Annotated in this window: 19 protein-coding genes; 14 read left to right on the top strand and 5 right to left on the bottom strand. The window is 64.3% G+C overall.

Annotation, left to right across the window (positions count from 1 at the left end):
* Positions 1-84: 84 nt before the first annotated feature.
* The gene (locus AArcSl_RS10950; protein WP_394337301.1) at positions 85-381 is read right to left on the bottom strand and encodes a DUF5518 domain-containing protein; all 297 of its coding nucleotides are present in this window, start codon (positions 379-381) and stop codon (positions 85-87) included.
* Positions 382-446: 65 nt separating this feature from the next.
* Positions 447-1,799, bottom strand: a complete 1,353-nt coding sequence (locus AArcSl_RS10945; RefSeq protein ID WP_119818986.1) for a heptaprenylglyceryl phosphate synthase — start codon at positions 1,797-1,799, stop codon at positions 447-449.
* A 164-nt stretch (positions 1,800-1,963) separates the two neighbouring features.
* Here AArcSl_RS10945 and AArcSl_RS17400 point away from each other — a divergent pair, with 164 nt between their 5' ends.
* From AArcSl_RS17400 to AArcSl_RS10905, 8 genes are all read left to right on the top strand, one after another.
* A complete protein-coding gene (locus tag AArcSl_RS17400) occupies positions 1,964-2,164 on the top strand; it encodes a VNG_1110C family protein (protein WP_119818984.1) in 201 nt (66 codons plus the stop codon).
* An 82-nt stretch (positions 2,165-2,246) separates the two neighbouring features.
* Complete coding sequence (locus AArcSl_RS10935) at positions 2,247-3,311, top strand: BMP family lipoprotein (protein ID WP_119818981.1); 1,065 nt, start codon at positions 2,247-2,249, stop codon at positions 3,309-3,311.
* Positions 3,312-3,320: 9 nt separating this feature from the next.
* On the top strand, positions 3,321-4,895 hold the full coding sequence (locus AArcSl_RS10930; protein ID WP_119818978.1) for an ABC transporter ATP-binding protein: 1,575 nt from the start codon (positions 3,321-3,323) through the stop codon (positions 4,893-4,895).
* Positions 4,888-6,081: an ABC transporter permease gene (locus tag AArcSl_RS10925; RefSeq protein WP_119818975.1), complete on the top strand. Its 1,194-nt coding sequence runs from the start codon at positions 4,888-4,890 to the stop codon at positions 6,079-6,081. Before AArcSl_RS10930 ends, AArcSl_RS10925 begins: the two co-directional genes overlap by 8 nt.
* Positions 6,074-7,126 carry an ABC transporter permease gene (locus tag AArcSl_RS10920; RefSeq protein WP_119818972.1) on the top strand — a complete coding sequence of 351 codons (1,053 nt, stop codon included), beginning with the start codon at positions 6,074-6,076 and terminating at the stop codon, positions 7,124-7,126. Before AArcSl_RS10925 ends, AArcSl_RS10920 begins: the two co-directional genes overlap by 8 nt.
* Positions 7,127-7,189: 63 nt before the next feature.
* On the top strand, positions 7,190-7,405 hold the full coding sequence (locus AArcSl_RS10915) for a YgaP family membrane protein (protein ID WP_119818969.1): 216 nt from the start codon (positions 7,190-7,192) through the stop codon (positions 7,403-7,405).
* Between the two features lie 6 nt (positions 7,406-7,411).
* Positions 7,412-8,152, top strand: a complete 741-nt coding sequence (locus tag AArcSl_RS10910) for a fosmidomycin resistance protein (RefSeq protein WP_119818966.1) — start codon at positions 7,412-7,414, stop codon at positions 8,150-8,152.
* An 89-nt stretch (positions 8,153-8,241) separates the two neighbouring features.
* The gene (locus AArcSl_RS10905; RefSeq protein ID WP_119818963.1) at positions 8,242-9,810 is read left to right on the top strand and encodes a methylenetetrahydrofolate reductase C-terminal domain-containing protein; all 1,569 of its coding nucleotides are present in this window, start codon (positions 8,242-8,244) and stop codon (positions 9,808-9,810) included.
* Here the strand turns inward: AArcSl_RS10905 and AArcSl_RS10900 are convergent, their stop codons facing one another.
* Both AArcSl_RS10900 and AArcSl_RS10895 read right to left on the bottom strand, forming a co-directional pair.
* Positions 9,811-10,323, bottom strand: a complete 513-nt coding sequence (locus AArcSl_RS10900) for a PUA domain-containing protein (RefSeq protein ID WP_119818960.1) — start codon at positions 10,321-10,323, stop codon at positions 9,811-9,813.
* Positions 10,320-10,817 (bottom strand): LabA-like NYN domain-containing protein, encoded by a 498-nt coding sequence (locus tag AArcSl_RS10895; protein ID WP_119818956.1) that lies wholly within the window; start codon positions 10,815-10,817, stop codon positions 10,320-10,322. Before AArcSl_RS10895 ends, AArcSl_RS10900 begins: the two co-directional genes overlap by 4 nt.
* Positions 10,818-11,230: 413 nt before the next feature.
* Between AArcSl_RS10895 and dapA the strand changes: the two genes are divergently transcribed.
* Genes dapA through AArcSl_RS10860 form a run of 6 tightly spaced genes read left to right on the top strand, consistent with a single transcriptional unit; the run spans position 11,231 to position 17,438 of the window.
* On the top strand, positions 11,231-12,142 hold the full coding sequence (dapA, locus tag AArcSl_RS10885; RefSeq protein ID WP_119818950.1) for a 4-hydroxy-tetrahydrodipicolinate synthase: 912 nt from the start codon (positions 11,231-11,233) through the stop codon (positions 12,140-12,142).
* Entirely contained in the window at positions 12,139-13,077 is a 939-nt protein-coding gene (gene dapB, locus AArcSl_RS10880) for a 4-hydroxy-tetrahydrodipicolinate reductase (RefSeq protein ID WP_394337300.1), read from the top strand. The genes dapA and dapB overlap by 4 nt, the downstream gene beginning before the upstream one ends.
* Positions 13,074-13,913, top strand: coding sequence for a 2,3,4,5-tetrahydropyridine-2,6-dicarboxylate N-succinyltransferase (locus AArcSl_RS10875; protein WP_119818944.1), 840 nt, complete (start codon positions 13,074-13,076; stop codon positions 13,911-13,913). Before dapB ends, AArcSl_RS10875 begins: the two co-directional genes overlap by 4 nt.
* 1 nt (position 13,914) lies before the next feature.
* The gene (gene lysA / locus AArcSl_RS10870) at positions 13,915-15,225 is read left to right on the top strand and encodes a diaminopimelate decarboxylase (protein WP_119818941.1); all 1,311 of its coding nucleotides are present in this window, start codon (positions 13,915-13,917) and stop codon (positions 15,223-15,225) included.
* Positions 15,222-16,235, top strand: a complete 1,014-nt coding sequence (gene dapF / locus AArcSl_RS10865) for a diaminopimelate epimerase (RefSeq protein ID WP_119818938.1) — start codon at positions 15,222-15,224, stop codon at positions 16,233-16,235. The genes lysA and dapF overlap by 4 nt, the downstream gene beginning before the upstream one ends.
* Positions 16,236-16,262: 27 nt before the next feature.
* Complete coding sequence (locus AArcSl_RS10860) at positions 16,263-17,438, top strand: M20 family metallopeptidase (RefSeq protein ID WP_119818935.1); 1,176 nt, start codon at positions 16,263-16,265, stop codon at positions 17,436-17,438.
* 37 nt (positions 17,439-17,475) lie between these two features.
* On the opposite strand, the gene purB is transcribed toward AArcSl_RS10860, so the two are convergent.
* Positions 17,476-18,930: an adenylosuccinate lyase gene (gene purB, locus AArcSl_RS10855; RefSeq protein ID WP_119818932.1), complete on the bottom strand. Its 1,455-nt coding sequence runs from the start codon at positions 18,928-18,930 to the stop codon at positions 17,476-17,478.
* Positions 18,931-19,023 lie beyond the last annotated feature (93 nt).

The following is a 19,023-nucleotide window of genomic DNA, read 5'->3' as shown; positions in this document are numbered from 1 at the left end:
ACGGCGCTGCTCGTGATAAAGCTATGTCACGATCGGGTCCGTGAAAGCTGGTTTCGCCTGTCACTGCGACCGACTGCTCAGGTTTCACGCTCCTCTCGGAGATACGCCCCCAGATATCCACCGAGAGCCCCGAGCCCCGCGTTCCAGACGAGTAACGGGGACAGCCACAAAGAAGCCGAAAATCACGGCCGCGAAAAGCAGGAACGGAACGAACGCGAAGACGCCCGAGAGGGCGCCGACCTTCGCACCACTTTTTCGGCTTTCTCCCTGGAGATATCCCGCGGTGCCGCCGCCGAGGATCGGGGAGACGCCAGTGAACGAGAGAATGACTGTGACGACCGCGCCGATGACCGTGTTGAGGAGAGTGTCGCCTCTGGCCATGGACGTTCGAAACCGGCGATCGATAAAACCGTTCTTCACCTCCGCCGATACCGGGGGAAAGCCGGCTACCGCGGAAGTTCTCCGATGGGGAGGTGATGGGCCGGGAACGACACCGACGCCCCGTCGTCGGATTCGGGCCCCTCCGACGTCGGTCCGATCATCTCACGAAACGCCCGGAGGCTTACTGTATCGAGAAGATCGGCAGCGAGAGTCGATGCCTGTGAGCCGTTACCGGCGTGAACGAGTCCGGCTTCGAGTCGGCTGTGATAGTCGTCCCGGAAGGCCTCCGAAAGCTCCGACGGATCCGCGACTTGGCCTTCGCGGATCGCCTCCCGAACGTCGGTTTCGGCCTTCGCGAGGACACAATGGGCTGTAATCCCTGCGATCAGACTCGCACGTGCGGTGCCGACCGGATCCCGAACCGACGGGATCGTCGAGATGTACTCCGCTGCGGCGGTGTCGGCGACGTCGACGGCGTCGTCGATCCACGCGTCGATTCGGTCGGTGTGGGCCGACGTCCCGACCGCCGAATCCGCGACGAACGCGGACGCAAAATCGGCCTCCTCGGCGGCAATTCGGTGGAACACGTCGCCGACGATCACTGCGTCTGCGCCGGCCGAGAGCACCTCTGTCGCCTTTTCCCGGGAGTCGATCCCGCCGCCGTACCACAGCCGAGTCCAATCGAGGGAGGGGGCGATCGCCTCGAGAATGTCGACCGCTTCAGATCCACCGTAGGTTCCGGAGTATTCGAGGTACAGCACTTCACTGCCGAGATACCGTTCGGCGGCTATCGCCCGGTCCCTCGCCTGCTCGGGTGAGAGGAGACCCGACTCGTCGACGCCGGCCTCCCGGGCAGCGGCGCTGTCGGGGTTCTGGATGACGTACGCCTCGAAGACGGCGGAGTAGAGCATCCAGTGTGTGAAAAACTCGGCGAGTCGGTCGCCGTACCGGTTCGCGACCGGAGCGGGTAACAGCTTTTCGACGGCCGCAGGCGCGAGTTCCTCCCGGATGAACCGCGTCCCGGTTCCGAGAGAGCCGACGAACGCCTCGTCGTCCCCGTTGAGAACCTGGGGTACCGCCAGGAACGACGACGCAGACAGCGTCCCCTCGGTTACGTGACTCGCCGCGCTTGGCTCGTGAAACGCGGGCGTCGACACGGACGAGAGCAGCCGGAACGTCTCGACGGTGTTCGTTTCCGTCACGTCCGCCGACCCGCCGACGGAGATGCCGTCCGTGTATTGGAGATACCGTGGATAGGCGATCGGGAGCTTCTTTGCGTCCTCCGGATCGACCTTGGTGACGTGTTCCCAGTCCCCCGGAACGGGGTTCGTGTCGAACGGCAACAGCGTCCGACCGGCGAGACAGCCCGCCGTCGCCGCCCGGCCGATCGTTCGCGCGATCCGGTCGAATGCGCTCATCACACGTATGCTGCCCCGCCTGATCGAATAAGCGCTGCGTTTGCAGCGCGTTTGTAGCGTTTCCCGTGACGAACCAGTCCATCGGGCGGGATCTGACGGTCGGACTGACACCATAGTATTTCGACACGATTATACGTGGCGCATCGAACCACCCGATAGAGTCGATGCCGGATCCCTCCCGTCTCCGCGACAGCACGCAGATCGTCTTACCGTGTGGTGCACTGGACGGGATGGAGGACCACATCGAAAACCAATTCACCGTTACCGTGTTCCGGGATCACGATCACTGCCGAATAATCGGGAGTCCGGTCGAGATCAAGGCAGTAGGCGAGTATCTGACACGTCAGGGCATCACACTCCGGTGACTGCTCCCGTTTATTCGTCGGGACGTTTCTCGTGTTTTACTGCTTCGTAACAATCAATAGCCAGTGTGTGACAACGGATGATATGGATCGGCGAAACTTTCTGACAACGGTCAGCGCGGGAACAGCAGCCGCCATCGCCGGCTGTATGGGTAACGGAGAGGGTGCCGACTTCAACGTCGGGATGGTGTATGCGACTGGGGGACTTGGCGATCAGTCGTTCAATGACATGGCTCACACCGGGGTGCAGGAGGCTGAAGCGGACTTCGAACTCGACTACCAGAACGCCGAACCCGGCGGCCCTGACGAGGTGGGGGAACTTCAGCGTCGGTTCGCAAGCAGCGAGAACCCCGACTTCGACCTTATCTGCTGTATCGGCTTCGTTCAGGAGTCCGATCTCCTCGACAACGCACAGGAGTTCCCGGACGAGAACTTCATGATCGTCGACGGCGTCGTCGAGGGCGACGACGGGTTCGTCGACAACGTTGCGAACTACATCTTCAGAGAACAGGAGGGCTCATTTCAGGTCGGTGTGCTGGCCGGCATGCTGACTGGAATGGACTACGACCACGGCGGCGGCTCGACGAACACTGACGAGCGGATGGTCGGGTTCGTCGGCGGGCAGGAGGTTCCGTTGATCGAACGGTTCGAGGCGGGCTACAAGGCCGGCGTCGAGTACGTCGACGAGGACATCGAGTTCACCTCCGCATACGCAGGCGACTGGAACGACCCGTCGACAGGCCAGGAGATTGCCTCCTCGATGTATAACGACGGCGCAGACGTCGTGTATCACGCCGCCGGCGGCACCGGCTCGGGTGTCTTCGAAGCAGCCCAATCCGAGGGGCGGTACGCGATCGGTGTCGACGACGACCAGTCGGTGACTGCCCCCGAGTTCTCCGACGTGATCCTCGCCTCGATGCTCAAGCGCGTGAATGTCGCAGTGTACGAATCGATCGAAAACACCCTCGAGGACGATTTCCGCGGTGGGGAACTGAACGACCTCGGCATCGCCGAGGACGGCGTCTCTGCGGTGATCGGTCAGGACTTCGAGGGTGAACTTCCCGCAGAAATCACCGACGAACTCGAATCGACGCGGGAGGCCATCGTGGACGGTGACATTACGGTTCCCGACAACCTCGACGACGTGTAGCCGCTTAGAATGAGAGAGCACGTGGGAGCTGACAACGACGGGGGAACCGAAAGCGGCGACTACGCCGTCAGGATGGAGGGGATCACGAAACGGTTCCCCGGAGTGGTGGCCAATGACGACGTCGACTTTGCCATCGAGCGTGGCTCCGTACACGCGCTGGTCGGCGAGAACGGCGCCGGCAAAACGACGCTCATGAACGTCCTGTACGGTCTCTACGAGCCCACGGAGGGGACGCTCGTCGTCGACGGGATCGAACGGACGTTCGGCAGTCCGCGCGATGCGATCGACGCCGGGATCGGGATGATCCACCAACACTTCATGCTGATTCCCCCTATGACTGTCGCGGAGAACCTGGTTCTGGGGGAGGAGCCGACGAAGTTCTTCGGCCTCATGACCGACGAAGAGCGCGCGATCGCGGAGACCAGAGAGCTCGCCGATCGGTACGGGTTCGACATCGATCCGACCGAACAGGTCCACGAAATCAGCGTTGGCGAGCAGCAGCGGCTCGAGATATTGAAGGCCCTCTATCGAGGAGCAGACATTCTCATCCTCGATGAACCGACGGCGGTGTTGACACCCCAGGAAGTCGAGTCGCTGTTCGACATCTTCGACGAGCTCGTTGCAGATGGCAAGACGATTATCTTCATCACGCACAAACTCGGGGAGGCTCTCCGGGCTGCCGACGAGATAAGCGTTCTCAGGGATGGGAAGCTGGTCGGCACTGTCGACACCGCCGAGACGACACGCGAAGAGCTTGCCACGATGATGGTCGGACGCGAGGTGCTGCTGGATGTGGGGAGAACGGCGGTCGACCTGGGGGAGACGACCCTCGCGGTCGAGGACCTCGAAGTCGACGACGACCGCGGCGTGCGGGCGGTCGACGGGGTGTCGTTTTCGGTCGCCAACGGGGAGATCTTCGGAATCGCGGGCGTCGACGGCAACGGGCAGTCGGAACTCGTCGAAGCGATCACCGGATTGCGCCCTGCCAATTCGGGGCGGATACTGCTGGATGGGGCGGACGTCACTGACAATACTCGACGCGAGCGGATCGCCGCCGGGATGTCGTACATCGCTGAAGACCGACAGCGCCGGAGTCTCGTGTTGAACTACGATCTCCGCCGGAACGCGCTTTTGGGCACCCAGCGGCTCCCGGGATTCGCCGACGGTGGGTTCGTCGACTGGGACCACACTGGAGAATACACGGACGCGATCATCGACGAGTACGATGTCAGGCCGCCGGACCCCACCACGTCAGCCCGCTCGCTTTCGGGAGGGAACCAGCAGAAGTTTGTCGTCGGACGCGAACTCGAACGGGACCCATCGCTCGTTGTCGCCTCTCAGCCGACGCGCGGCGTCGATATTGGCAGCATCGAGTTCGTTCACAACCGGCTGCTGGATCTCAAAACGGAGGGGGTCGGACTGTTGCTCGTTTCCTCTAAACTGGAAGAGGTGCAGCGACTCTCCGACCGAATGGCAATTATGTACGACGGTCGGTTCATGGACGTGGTTGATCCGGACGAGGTGACGGAAGCGGAGATCGGCCTGTTGATGGCCGGCGAGTATCCGGAGGGAGACGATGAATAGGGAGTCGATCGAGCGTCTGCTGGATCGACTCGTGGACACCTCGGGGACCGAACGGATCGCGATCAGTCTGGCCGCGCTGGTGTTTGCGAGCCTGGTCGGCGGTGTTCTCGTGTTCGTCTCCGGTGCGGTCGCGACGTGTCGGATCCCGGCGTTCACCATCGCGGGCGTAGAGTTCTGCTACAATCCGGTCGAGGTGTACGCGATGCTGGTTTACGGTGCGTTCGGGACACCCGTGAACATCGGCCTTACCCTTCAGGAGACAACGCTTTTGCTTTTCACCGGGCTGTCGGTGGCGGTGGCGTTCCGTGCGGGTCTTTTCAACATCGGAACGCAGGGACAGATGGTTGTTGGCGCACTCGCGAGCGCGCTAACAGTTATCTGGCTCGCACCGTACGTTCCCGAAAACCTGATCGGTGCTCTCCTTCTGGTGCCGCTTTCGGTAGTGGTCGGTGCGGCCGGCGGCGGCTTTTACGGCGCCATCCCGGGAGCGATGAAAGCGTACGCCGACGCCCACGAAGTGATCACGACGATCATGCTCAACTTCGTGGCGTTTGGAATCACCTTCTATCTGGTGCGAAACCACGTCGGCGATCCCACAGTCGACGCTGTCCAGACAGTTGCTGTACCGGATTTCGTCCGACTGTCCCCGACCATCGGCGGGACGCGCTTTTCGCTTATCGCACTGGTTTCCGGGTTGGTCGTCGCCATCGGGGTGTATCTGCTGTACAAGCGCACCGTGATCGGCTACGAACTGCGGACGAGTGGCCTCGCACCCGATGCAGCCGAATACGGCGGCGTCAACGCGGAACAAAACATCGTCACGAGCATGACGCTTTCGGGGGCCCTGGGGGGAATCGGCGGTTCGATGTACGTGTTGATGATTCTCTACCGGTTCCAGACCGAGATGCCACCGCTCGGATTCGACGGTATTGCCGTCTCGATCCTGGCCGGAAACAACCCGCTCGGGGTGATCCCGGCGGCCGTGCTGTTCGGTGCCCTGAAAGCCGGCGCACTCCAGATCGACTTCGCGCTGGGCGTCCCGAACGAACTGATCGAAGTGCTTCGCGGGCTGATTATCCTGTTCGTCGCGATGCCGGAGTTCTTCCGGATGCTCGGAAAACGTGCCGGCTACGGGACGGGCGGCACCGAGGCTGCAGTGACCGACGGGGGTGAAACTGATGGATAGCCCGCGACTTTCGCGTCGATCGGGAGTCGTCGCGGGAGCAATTATCGCACTCCTGTTCGTCGTTGCGATGGTGCCCGGGTTTCGGGAAATCGGCGCGGACGTGGTGGGCGTCGTCGACGCCTCGTACGTGCGCAGCGCGCTCCGATTGACAGTCCCGATAGCCTTTGCCGGAATGGGCGGGATCTTCGCCGAGAAGTCCGGCGTCATCAACATTGGCCTCGAGGGCCTGTTGATAATTGCCGCCTTTACAGCAATCGCCGTGATGTGGGCGCTCGGCGGCAGGGATGCGGAGGGGATGTTGGTGGCCTTCTTCGCGGCCGTGGTGGCCAGCGCGTTCGTCGCGTTCCTCTTTGCGGCGGTGTGTATCGAGTACAAGGCCGACCAGATCATCGCCGGGCTGGCAGTCTGGTTGATCGCGCTCGGGATCGCACCCTTCGGCAGCATCATCATCTGGGAGACGGTCAACAGCCCGAGCGTCGGCACCCTGGACACGATCCCGATACCGGTCCTGTCGGAGCTGCCGTACGTCGGTCCCGCCCTGTTCGACGTGAGCGCACCTGTCTACCTGCTGTTCGTTGCTGTCCCCTTCTCGTGGTATCTACTGAACCGGACGGCGTTCGGAAAACACCTCCAGGCCAGCGGCGAGGACCCCAAAACCCTCGACACCGTCGGGGTCGACGTTCGGAAGATCCGGTACACGGGGGTACTGCTTTCCGGCGTCTACTGTGGTATCGGCGGCGCCGGACTCGCGCTCAACACCGGCCAGTTCGTGGGCGGCGGCGAGACGATGATCGACGGCCGCGGCTGGATCGGTATTACCACGTACCTGATCGGTAACTACAACCCCATCGGCGCCGCCGTGGCCTCGTTTTTCTTCGCGGGACTCGACGCGTTACAGCTCGAACTCCAGCGGATCGCCGGCATCGAAATATCTTCGACGCTCGTCGGAATCATCCCGTACGTGGCCGTACTCGTCGTGCTCACATTCGTCGGCCGCACCCGGATGCCGGACGCCGCCGGAGAGCACTACGATCCCGACGAGTGACCGAACGAACGGTTCGGGAACGCTCCGCACAAGCGTTATCCTCCGCGAACACGATAACCACACATGGAACGTAACGTCGGCGAAGTTGACCGTCTTGTAAGGATCGCGATGGGCGCCGTCGTCGGCCTCGCGTCACTTGGAATCCTCGCTGGACTGCTCGCAGCGAGCGGTGTCGTTGCGCTCGTTCTCGGGATCGTCGCGATTGTTCTGCTCGCGACAGGAGCGTCCGGCACCTGTGGCGCGTACCAGGTGCTGGGAGTTTCCACCTGCAAGCGATAGCCGGCGATGCTCGGTGGCTGCAAGCGGCTCGCGCTGGAAGTGAAGTATCTCGATCCAGTCGTCGACTTCTATCGAGAGCAGCTGGATCTCGATCCGGCTCATCGCTCCGACCGTGAGGTTGTGTTCCCGGTCGGTTCGGGCGGCAACACCGATGGTTCCCGAAACGAAAACGGAAGCGACCTCGAGCTGCGACGACCGAACGGCGTCCCACGCGGGGGACTTCACACCCACTTCGCCTTTGCTTGCCCCAGAGACGTCTACGACGACTGGTACGCCCGTCTCGACGAGACGCTCGAACTCCAGGAAGTCGACTTCGGCTCGATGCGATCGCTGTACGCCGACGATCCGGAGGGGAACTGCGTCGAGATCGCCGGCGTGGATCCACCCAGCGGAACCGGGGAACCCGAACTGACGCGGATCTTCGAGGTGGTACTGGAAGTCGAGGATCTCCCTACTGCGGAGGCCCGTTACGTCGATCTGGGGTTCGACGTCGTGGATCGAGGATCGAAGCGTCGCAGAACGCGGCTCTCGACCGGCTCATTCGATCTCGAACTGTGGGAACCGCACCTCGGACTTGCGGACGCCCGGGGAGGCGTCCACGTCGATCTCGGAATCGAAGCTACCGATCCGGAGGCGGCCGCCGACGAGATTTCCGACCGAATTACGAAGCGGGAATCCGTCGAGGAGGGCGTTCGGATCAGGGATCCGGACGGACATTACGTGACGCTTTCCGACGCGATGCCGTGATCGATCGACGCACCGAGCGGGGCTATTTAAACAGGTTCAATATATAAGGAGAGGCAATTACGGACCAGAGACCGTAGTATTCCATTACTGTGACTACGAACACGTTCAAGGAATCGATTCTCGACGACGAGGAGTTCGGAGTGACGTGGGAACACGTTCCCGGACGCGGCGCGCGCGAGCAACAACAGGACGCGGTGTTCGAGGCGGCGGAAATCGCCTCGGAAGGTGACGTCGTCGATGGCATTTCGGTGACGGAAAACGCGGGGGGTAACCCGGCGATCTCCGCGGAGTACCTCGGGATGAAGCTCCAGGATCTCGACGTGGATCCGCTCGTGCACTTCACCGCGAAAGACAAGAACCGCAACCAGCTCGAGAGCCTGCTGTACGCGATGGACCGGGAGGGGATCCAGAACCTGCTCGTGATGACCGGCGACTACCAGAACGACGGCTATCAGGGCCAGTCTCGACCCGTCTACGACCTCGACCCGGTTCAGATCATGGATCTCATCTCGGATCTCAACGAGGGGCTCGAGTACACCGACAAGTTCGGTCGCGAGAAGAGTCTCGAACCCACCGACTTCTTCGCCGGCGTCGCCGTCTCCCCCTTCAAACGGCTCGAATCCGAACTCGTTCCCCAGTACTGGAAACTCGAAAAGAAAATCGAGCAGGGCGCCCGGTTCGTGATCCCACAGGTGGGCTACGATGCTCGCAAGTTCCACGAACTGCTGCAGTACGTCGAGGATCACGACCTCGACGTGCCCGTGATCGGCAACATCTACGTGCTGGATCCCGGCTCGGCGAACGCGATGAACAAAAACCGCATCCCGGGCGTCATCGTCACTGACGATCTCCTCGAGGATATCGAAACCGAGGCTGAAGAAAACGACGACGACGGCAAGCAAGCCCGTCTGGAGCGTGCCGCCAAGATGTACGCCTTCATGAAGGGGATGGGCTACGACGGCGTCCACATCGCCGGCCACGAGGTCGATCACGACGGCGTCGAGTACGTCGTCGAACGCGGTGAAGAGCTCGTGCCCGAGTGGCGCGAAATCGTCGAGGAGTTCGACTACCCCATGGAGGACGGCTTCTACTACTACGAACGCGACCCCGAAACGGGGCTCAACACCTGGGAACGAACCACCCTCCCCGAACAGCCCAAACAGTCGCTTACCTACCGCGGGTTCAAGGTGATGCACGACCAGCTGTTCGAACCCGACGGCGCCCTCTTCGGGCCGATGCGCTGGAGCGCAAAGAAGGTCGACGGCAGCCGGCTCGAGGAGCCCTACCAGATGACCGAACGGATGGTCAAAACCGCCTCCAACGACTGCCAGGAGTGTGGCAACTGTGCGCTCCTCGATCTCGCCTACCAGTGTCCGATGTCACAGTGCCCGAAAAGCCAGCGCAACGGCCCCTGCGGTGGCAGCTACGACGGCTGGTGTGAAGTCCACCCGGAAGAGCAGAAGTGTATCTACGTGAAGGCGTACAGAGAGTTGAAGGCCGACGGCGGCCCCGAAAAAGCCCGCGAAAAACTCCGCGAGCTGTACATTCCCCCGCCCGACTGGGAACTCGAAAACACCTCCTCGTGGCTCAACTACTTCCTCGGGCGCGATTACGCCAGCAAGAACGCCGGCATCGAACCGCCGACGAGCGGCGACTGATCACTCGGACGCCGGATCGCCAGCACCCTCGCGAACTTTCACTGCCATGCCGGTTTCGAACTCTTCCATCCCGGCGGCGGACAGCTCCGCCCGCCCGACGGCCAGGACGTAACCCGTCTCGTGGACCACCACCACCTCGTCGCGGGGTCTGACGGCGTCGTCGACGCCGACGACGAACTTCGCGAACACGTTTTTGCCCTCGCGGACGAACGGCTCCGACTCGTCGCCGACGGCGACGGTGTACTCGCCATCGAGGGTTTCATGCAGCCGTCGACCCCCGGCGACGCCGAGGGTGAACCGTCCGTCGACGCCGTAGGAAACGAGCCGCCCCTCGTCGGCGACGACCTGGCGCGGTCGACCGCCGGTGGATCGACGGACGGTGAGTTCTTCCCCCAGGGGGAACAGGGCTTCGCCCGCGCCCGCCCCGAACTGGTAGTCGGCGACCGTACGCAACGACGCCAGATCCGGCGCGCTCGCATCGGGAGCCGACCCAGTCGAGCCCCCGTCAGTCACAGCAGGAACACCTCCTCGCGGTCCGAGAGATCCAGGAAGTTGTCCGCCGCGTCGACGAGTTCGTCGGCCGTCGAGGAGCCGAATCCCATCACTTCCACCCGAACCCCCATGTGACGGAGGTGCGAACAGAGCCGGGAGAAGTCCCCGTCGCCCGTGCACAGCACGACGACGTCGACGTGGTTGGCGAGCGTCACGGCGTCGAGACTCATCCCCACGTCCCAGTCGGCCTTCTTCGACCCGTCGGCGAACGTCTTTATGTCCTTGATCTTGGTCTCGAATCCGATGTCCTCGAGCGCGTCGAAGAAGCTCTCCTCCTCGGGGGAATCTGCACGGATCACGTACGCGATCGCTCGAATGAGCTGCCGGTCCTGCACAGCGCGGGAGAGCAGTTGGGTGTAGTCGATGTTCCGCGAGAAGCGGCTCTGTGCGGTGTGATAGAGGTTCTGTGAATCGGCGAGTACGGCGACGCGCTGATCCGGGTGAATGTCGGTCATGGCGGGGTAGTCGGTCGGCCGGCTGTTAGGCATGTCGTTCGAGGACGGCGCGAGACCCGCCGAAGGCGCAATATATAAGGCCTCCACCGCCCTGTTTCCGTCCGTGACACTCACCGCACCTGTCGACGGTACGCCCCGTTCGGCAGCTTCGCGTCCCTTCTTCCCCAAAAAACGGGTGCGGTAACGCTCGTTGCGGGAGTGGCGACCCCGTCTCGGGCGGCGTTCGACTTCACCTCGACCGTCGGCGGCGCGTTCGTCGGCGCCGGCGGCCGAGATCTAAATCCGGAACGTTCGACTCGACAGTCAGCGTCCGGAGCAACACGCGAACCACACGCGAACCACACGCGAATCACACGCGAACCACACGCGACAACCTACGAACACGGATTACAGCACACGAACCCCAGATAACAATGACGGAAACACACTTCGAAGGCGTCTATCCCGCGATAGTAACGCCGTTTACGGACGACAGCGAGGTCGACCACGAAACGCTTACAGCCGAAGCCCGCCGTCTCGAGGCCGCCGGCGTCGACGGGCTCGTCCCGGTCGGATCGACCGGGGAGTCGGCGACACTCACACACGACGAACACGCGGAGGTCGTCGAGACGGTCGTGGCAGCCGTCGACGACGTCCCGGTCATCGCCGGCACCGGCTCGAACTCCACCCACGAGGCGATCGACCTCTCGCGGCGCGCCGAGGAGTCGGGAGCCGACGGCCTGCTTTTGATCTCGCCGTACTACAACAAGCCGGAGGCGCAGGGATTTTACGAACATTACACGGCGATCGCCGACGCCGTCGATCTGCCACAGATCGTCTACAACGTCCCCTCCCGGACCGGACAGAACATCCCGATCGACACGACCGTCGAACTCGCCGCCCATCCCAACATCGCCGGCTACAAGGCCGCCTCGGGTGACCTCAACCAGATCTCCGAGATCGTCGAACGAACTCGTGGGGAGTCGTTCGACGTGCTCTCGGGCGACGACGGGATGACGTTGCCGACGCTCTCGGTCGGCGGAACCGGGACGATAAGCGTCGTCGCCAACGTCGAACCCGAGCGCACCTGCGCGATGGTCGGCGCGGCGCTTGCGGGCGATTACGACCGCGCCCGACGACTCCACCACGAGCTCGGCCCGCTGATGCGGGCGCTGTTCGTCGAAACGAACCCGATCCCGGTGAAGGAAGCCATGCACATTCGGGGGCACACCAGCCCCCACATCCGGTCGCCGCTGACGCGGCTCACCCCGGAGAACCGCGAGTACCTCCGGGACGTGCTCGCGGAGTTGGACGCGACTGAAGAACCGGAGGTGCCGAACCCGTGAGTCGGCAGCGTCATCCCGTCCGGGTCGCGGTCACCGGGGCCGGCGGTCGGATGGGACGGGAGGTGATCGACCTCGCGAACGAACGCGACGACCTCGACGTCGCGCTCGCGGTCAACAGGTCGACCATAGGCGAGGTCGCGGGCGTGCCGGTTCGAACCGCCGAGGGGAGTGACCCCCTCGCGGAAGCGCTCTCGGAGGTCGAGCCGGACGTCCTCGTCGACTTCACCGCGCCGGCAGCGACCGTCGGATACGCCGACGCCTGCGCCGAGGCGAACGTTCCCCTCGTGACCGGGACGACCGGGTTCGACGACGACGACCGCGAGGCGCTCGATCGGGCGAGCGAATCGGTTCCCGTACTGGTGGCGTCGAACTTCTCCCGGGGGATCATGGCGCTCCGTCGGGCGGTTCGGGAGGCGGTCGGGGCACTGCCCGACTACGACGTCGAACTCACCGAGACCCATCACAACGGCAAGCGGGACGCGCCGTCGGGCACCGCAAAGACGATCCTCGAGGACATCGAGGCGATCGTCGGCGACGGTGCCGACGCGCCCGGTCGGGTGCACGGCAGAGAGGGTGACCAGCCCAGGATCGCCGGCGAGATCGGCGTTCACGCGCGCCGGGCGGGCGACATAACCGGCGAGCACGAACTCCTCCTTGCGGGCAACCGGGAGACGCTCTCGCTTTCCCACCGGGCGGGCGATCGGGGCGTATTCGCGGCCGGAGCGCTCGACGCGGCGGCGTGGCTCGCAGGCCGGAGCCCCGGACGGTACGCGTTTTCCGATGTCGTCGATGGGGAGTCCGACGTCGTAGACGAAGAGCCCGACGTCGTGGACGAAGAGTCCGACCCTTCGAGGCAAGCGACCGCAGGAGCATCGCCGGACAAAACGATGGACGAAACGAACCAGAACGCAATCGACAACGGAGACGACAGATGACGCTCGAATCTGCAATCGACGATCTGTGGCACCGGTACGAGAACGGTCTGACTGCCGAGCAAGCGGACGACGAGGACCTGGCCACCCTGGAGGCGTTCCTCGAAGCGCTGGAGGCAGGGGAGATCCGTGCGGCCGAAAAGACCGGCGACGACGTCGAAAGCTGGGAGGCAAACGAGTGGGTGAAGCGAGGGGTTTTGCTCAACTTCGGCCTCCGCGAAACCCAACCGCGGGAGTACGGCGGCGTCACCTACTACGACGTGCTCCCGCTTCGCCGCACCGACGACCTCGGCGATCGGGGAACGAGAAACACGCCCGACGGAACGGTGATTCGTCGCGGTGCTCACCTCGGCGCCGACTGCATCGTCATGAGCCCGGCGTTCGTCAACGTCGGCGCGTCCGTCGGCGACGGAACGCTCGTCGACTCGTGTGACACGGTAGGCTCGTGTGCCCAGATCGGCGAGGACGTGAAGCTGGGGGCGAACACGTTGATCGGCGGTGTGCTGGAACCGATCGAGGACGCTCCGGTAATAATCGAGGACGGCGTCTCGCTGGGTGCCGGCTGTCGGGTGACCTCGGGGTTCAGGATCGGCGAAAACAGCGTCGTCGGAGAGAACACCCTCCTCACGCCGCGGATCCCGGTGTACGATCTGGTCGATGAGAAGGTCGTCTACGGCCATCTTCCAGGAAACCGGCGGGCGTTCATCCGGTATGTGGAGTCATCGGTGTCGAATCACGATCTGCTCGAGGGTGGCGCGTACAAACCCGCCGTCGTCGCCACCCACGTCGAAGAGGAGACCTTGGAAGCGACGCGGCGAGAGGGAACGCTACGGGAGTGAAATGGACGGAACGAACGACGACCGGATCCGTCGACTCGACGACTGGGACACGGACGGACTCACAGCACTCGCCGAGGAGTTCGAAACCCCCCTATACGTCATCGATCTCGAGCGCGTCAGTGAGAACTGCAATCGGCTCCGTGACGCGTTTCCGGAGGCGGAGGTCAGATACGCTGTCAAGGCCCACACCGGGCGTTCGGTCCTGGAGACGGTCCGACGGGCCGGGCTCGACGCCGAATGTGCCTCCGCAGGCGAGGTCGAGCGAGCGCTGGCCGCCGGCTTCCGGGGAGACAGCCTTCACTACACAGCGGTGAACCCGCCCGCCCGCGACCTCGATGCGGTCGTCTCCGCATGGGACGATCATCCCGACATCACGGTCACCGTCGGCGCGGCCGACACTCTCGATCGGCTCGACGAGCGCGGTTTCGACGGTCGAGTGTGTCTTCGCGTCAACCCCGGGATCGGCGCCGGCCACCACGAGAAGGTCCGGACCGGCGGGCACGCGAAGTTCGGCGTGCCGCTTTCCCGCGCACCGGAGACCGCCATCGACGCGGCGCGGCGGTTCGATCTCGTCGGACTGCACGCACACGCCGGCTCCGGGATCTCGGGGGCAGATCTCGCGGACCACCGCGAACTCGTCGGTCGAATGGGGGAGTTGGCACGGACGGTCGCCGAAGAACTCTCGGTCGAGGGACTGCCGGGGCTCGAGTACGTCGACGTCGGCGGCGGCTTCGGCGTCCCGTACCGGGAGGAGGAACCGCCGCTGGATCTGAATGCAGTTGCCGCAGCCACGAGGGACGCGCTGGGGACTGTACCGGGACGGGACGGCGACGCGGCCCGGCTCGCGATCGAACCCGGACGCTACGTCGTCGCCGACGCCGGCGTCCTGTTGACCCGTGTCAACACGGTCAAGCCGACGCCGGATACGACGATCGTCGGCGTCGACGCCGGCATGACCGACCTGATCCGGCCGGCGCTGTACGACGCCTATCACCCGATCGCGAACCTGTCAGCGAACCTATCCCAGGAGGCGATACCTGCCACAGTCGCGGGACCTATTTGTGAAAGTGCCGATGTCTTTTGTGACAATCGTCCGCTCACCCGGCCCGAGCGCGGCGACGTCCTCGCCGTGGGGATCGCCGGAGCGTACGGGTACGAGATGGCGAGTCAGTACAACTCCCGTCCCCGTCCCGCGGAAGTCGCCGTCGACGGATCCGACCTGTCGGACTCTCGTCCGGTTCGACACAGGGAAACCGTCGAGGACCTCACCCGGGTCGAGCGACCGATCGAGCCACTGGAGGATCACGAATGAGCCAAACTCACGCAGCCCCGTTCGAGAAGTACCACGGAGCAGGAAACGACTTCGTCGTCGTCGACGCGAGTCACCCCGCAGTCCGGGGGATCCCGGACCGACGAGCGTTCGCGACGGCAGTGTGCGATCGAAGTACTGGCGTCTCCCGTCTTCAGAACGGGGATGAGCATCCGTCCCGCCCCGACGGTGGGGCGACTGCACTCGACGGCGGCTCCGGATCGGCCCTTCCGGAAGCGGTGGTCCCCGAACCCAGGACCGGCGCGGACGGCGTTCTCTTTCTGGATCTCTCCCCGGAGTTTACGCCACCGCGTGTCGTGATGACGCTCGTCCAGCCGGACGGCTCGGTGGCGGCGATGTGTGGCAACGGCGCCAGGTGTGCCGCACAGTGGGCCCACGAGCGAACCGGCGAGATCGAGTTCATGATCGACACGATGGCCGGGACCCGACACGCGACAGTCGACCCGGGCGAACCGGGCGACGGATACGTCGAAATCGAAATGGGAATCCCCCGGATCGACGAGGCGGTAGTCGAACGTGAGATCGGGGAATTGACCGTCACGGCAGTCGACACCGGCGTTCCTCACGCGGTCGCCTTCGTCGACGACGTCCACGAGATCGACCTCGAGACGGTGGCACCCCCGATCAGACACGCGGACGTCTTCCCGGACGGGGCGAACGTGAACGTCGCCTCTCGGGTCGATGACCCCGAAAATAGCGAGGGCGAGGGAGCAACATTCGAGCAGCGGACCTACGAGCGTGGGGTCGAGGGCGAGACGAGGGCATGTGGGACTGGAGCCGTTGCGATCGCTGCGGTCGCGGCCCACCTCGGAGTCGTCGACGGCACCGTCGTCGATCTGCGCCCCCCCGGCGGTGAACTCCGCGTTCGTATTCCCGACGGCGAGCCGGCCCACCTGTCCGGTCCGGTAACGCGGGAGTACACCGGGACGGTGCTTCCAGGTGTTGCCGAAGAACCCAAAGATCCGCCGGCTGCAGAGGGACCAGTCGAGTGACGGCAGCCGCATTTTTCCTTTGTATCCGTGAGTGAACACCCGGAGTTCGATCCGATCGCGTTCCTCGAGACGGCAGTACAACACCCGTCGAACGAGGACGTCGAAGACGTCAGGGAGTTCCTCGTGGAAACCATTCGACGCCACGCCGATCCCTCCGTCCAGGTAACCGTCGACGACCACGGGAACACGCTCGCCCGAACCGAGTCGACGGCACCTGCGGCCGGCCCACACCTGGTTTTCAACACCCACCTCGACACCGTGTCGCCACACGTTCCCTTCGAACGCGATCAAAGCGGGACCGACGGCGACAAAAGCGAGGTGATCCGCGGCCGCGGCGCCTGCGACGCCAAGGGACCGCTCGCGGCGATGGTTTCGGCGTTCCTCTCGGCCCGGCCGGAAACCGGCCGACTCACCCTGGCGGTCACCCCCGACGAGGAGACTCTATCGACCGGTGCGGCCGCGCTCACGGGCCGCCTTCCGGGCACCGACGACGCGCTTTCGGGTGACATGTACGTCGTCGGCGAGCCGACCGAACTCGACGTCTGTACCGCCGCAAAGGGGCGGTTTCAGGGGACGATCGATCTCGACGGCGTGGGGGCCCACGCCGCCGAACCCGAAAGCGGGGTCAACGCGGTGGCGGCGCTGGAGGGGACCCTGACCGCGATCAGGCGGTTCGACGATGGCGCGAACCCACATCCGCAACTGGGTGCACCCTCGCTCGTGCCGACGACCGTCGAGGGTGGAGAGTCGACGAACCAGGTTCCTGCGTCGTGTCGGCTCGTCGTCGACCGCCGTCCGATCCCGCCGGAGACGGCAGACGAGTTCCGGACCGCGCTGGAGGCCGCCGTCCGCGAGGAAGTTCCGGACAACGTCGGCGTCTCGTTCGCACTCACGGATCGCCCGTCGCCGTTTCTCGAGTCGTTCGCCACCGACCCCGATCACGAACTGGTGAAAACGCTCTCGGAAGCTGCCGCTACCGCCGCCACGGGCGACGACGACTGCGGCGACGTCCGTCCGTTCGCCGCCGCGACGGAGGCGTCCTACTTCGCGCCCGCACCGACCGTCGTCTTCGGGCCGGGGAGCCTCGCCGACGAGACGGGTCCCGTGGCTCACGCCGACCGGGAGTACGTCAGTGTCACGTCGGTCAGGCAGGCGGCCACGGCGCTTTCGATCGCTGTCAGGGAGCTACTCGGACGGAGATGATCACTACTCCGGAGCGCGGGCGACGGATCCGGACAGGTCACTCGAGTTCGTCGACGAGTTCGTCAGCCAGCCCCGTGTATCCGACAGGTGTCAGCTCCTGCAGCTCCGTACGTACCGACTCGTCGACGTCGAGCTCGGCGAACAACTCCCTGAACGCCTCGAGAGTTACCCGCTGACCGCGTGTGAGCTGTTTCACCCGTTCGTACGCGTCGGTGTCTCCCTCCCGCCGCAGGATCGTCTGGACCGCCTCGCCGATCACTTCGGGAGTTGCCTCGAGTTCCTCGCGCATCACCTGCTCGTTGGGCGTCACTTTCTCGAGCCCGTTCGCGAGTTTCGAGTAGGCGACCAGACAGTGCGCCAGGGCGGCACCGACGTTCCGTTTCACCGTCGAGTCCGAGAGATCGCGCTGGAGCCGGGACGTGGTCACGTAGTCCGCGAGGAACGCGAGATCGCTGTTCGCCTTCGAGAGGTTACCTTCCGCGTTCTCGAAGTCGATCGGGTTCACCTTGTGGGGCATCGTGGAGGATCCAGTCTCACCCTCGGCGGTCTCCTGGCCGAGATACCGATCGGAGATGTACAGCCAGGCGTCGAGCGCCAGGTCCCGCAGAACGTTGTTGACGCCCCGCAGCGCGTCGAACAGTTCAGCCAGGTCGTCACAGGGGTTCACCTGAGTCGCGAGCGGTCGGTGTTCGAGCCCGAGCGATTCGACGAACGACCGCGAGAACGCCCGCCAGTCCACGTCCGGGTAGGCCGCGTGGTGTGCGGCGTAGGTCCCCGACGCCCCGGCGAGCTTCCCGGCGAGGCCGTCGACAGCTGCGACCAGGCGAGCCTCGGCAGTGCGGACCCGCGCCGCGTAGACGGCCATCTCTTTGCCGAACGTGGTCGGCGTTGCAGGTTGACCGTGCGTGCGGGCGAGCATCGGAACGTTCCGGTGCTCCCGTGCCATCGACGTCAGTCGGTCCCGGACTTCGCGAGCCGCCGGCAACAGCACCTCCTCGACGGCATCGCGGACGAGCAACCGATGAGCCAGGTTGTTGACGTCCTCGCTTGTCAGTCCGAAGTGGATCCACGGGAACAGCCGTTCGGTGTCGTCGATACCGCCGGAAGTCCCCAACCGTATCCGGAGGAAGTACTCGATCGCTTTCACGTCGTGGTTCGTTCTCTCGTATCCGTGTGCTCCCTCCGTTTCCAGGCGCTTGACGAGGTCGGCGTCTTCGGCGTCGAACGACTCGACGACGTCTCGGATCACTGCCCGGTCGTCGCGGGAAACAGAAAGCGGGACGGCCTCGAGGTCGGCCAGCGCGAGCAGATACGCCGCCTCGACGTGCACCCGGGCCCGCATCAATCCCGCCTCGCTCGCGTACGGCGAAAGTGCTGCGGTGTGGTCCGCGTAGCGTCCGTCGAGTGGAGAGACGGCTGCGAGCGGATCCGATCGCGAAAGGTCAGAGGGCGCACCCGTTTCCCACGTCGACGGAACGGAGTCTCTGGTCATGCCCGCTCGTGCCCTCGGAACGCGCAAAAGGCTGTCGGTGCGGACGGCACGGGCTGGCCACGGGCGTGCATATACCCCCGCGGAAACGTCGAT

Origin of the sequence: Halalkaliarchaeum desulfuricum, from assembly GCF_002952775.1 — an archaeon.
Lineage (GTDB): Archaea > Halobacteriota > Halobacteria > Halobacteriales > Haloferacaceae > Halalkaliarchaeum > Halalkaliarchaeum desulfuricum.
Note: the sequence above shows the minus strand (reverse complement) of the source record. Positions and strands in the feature narration are given on the sequence as shown.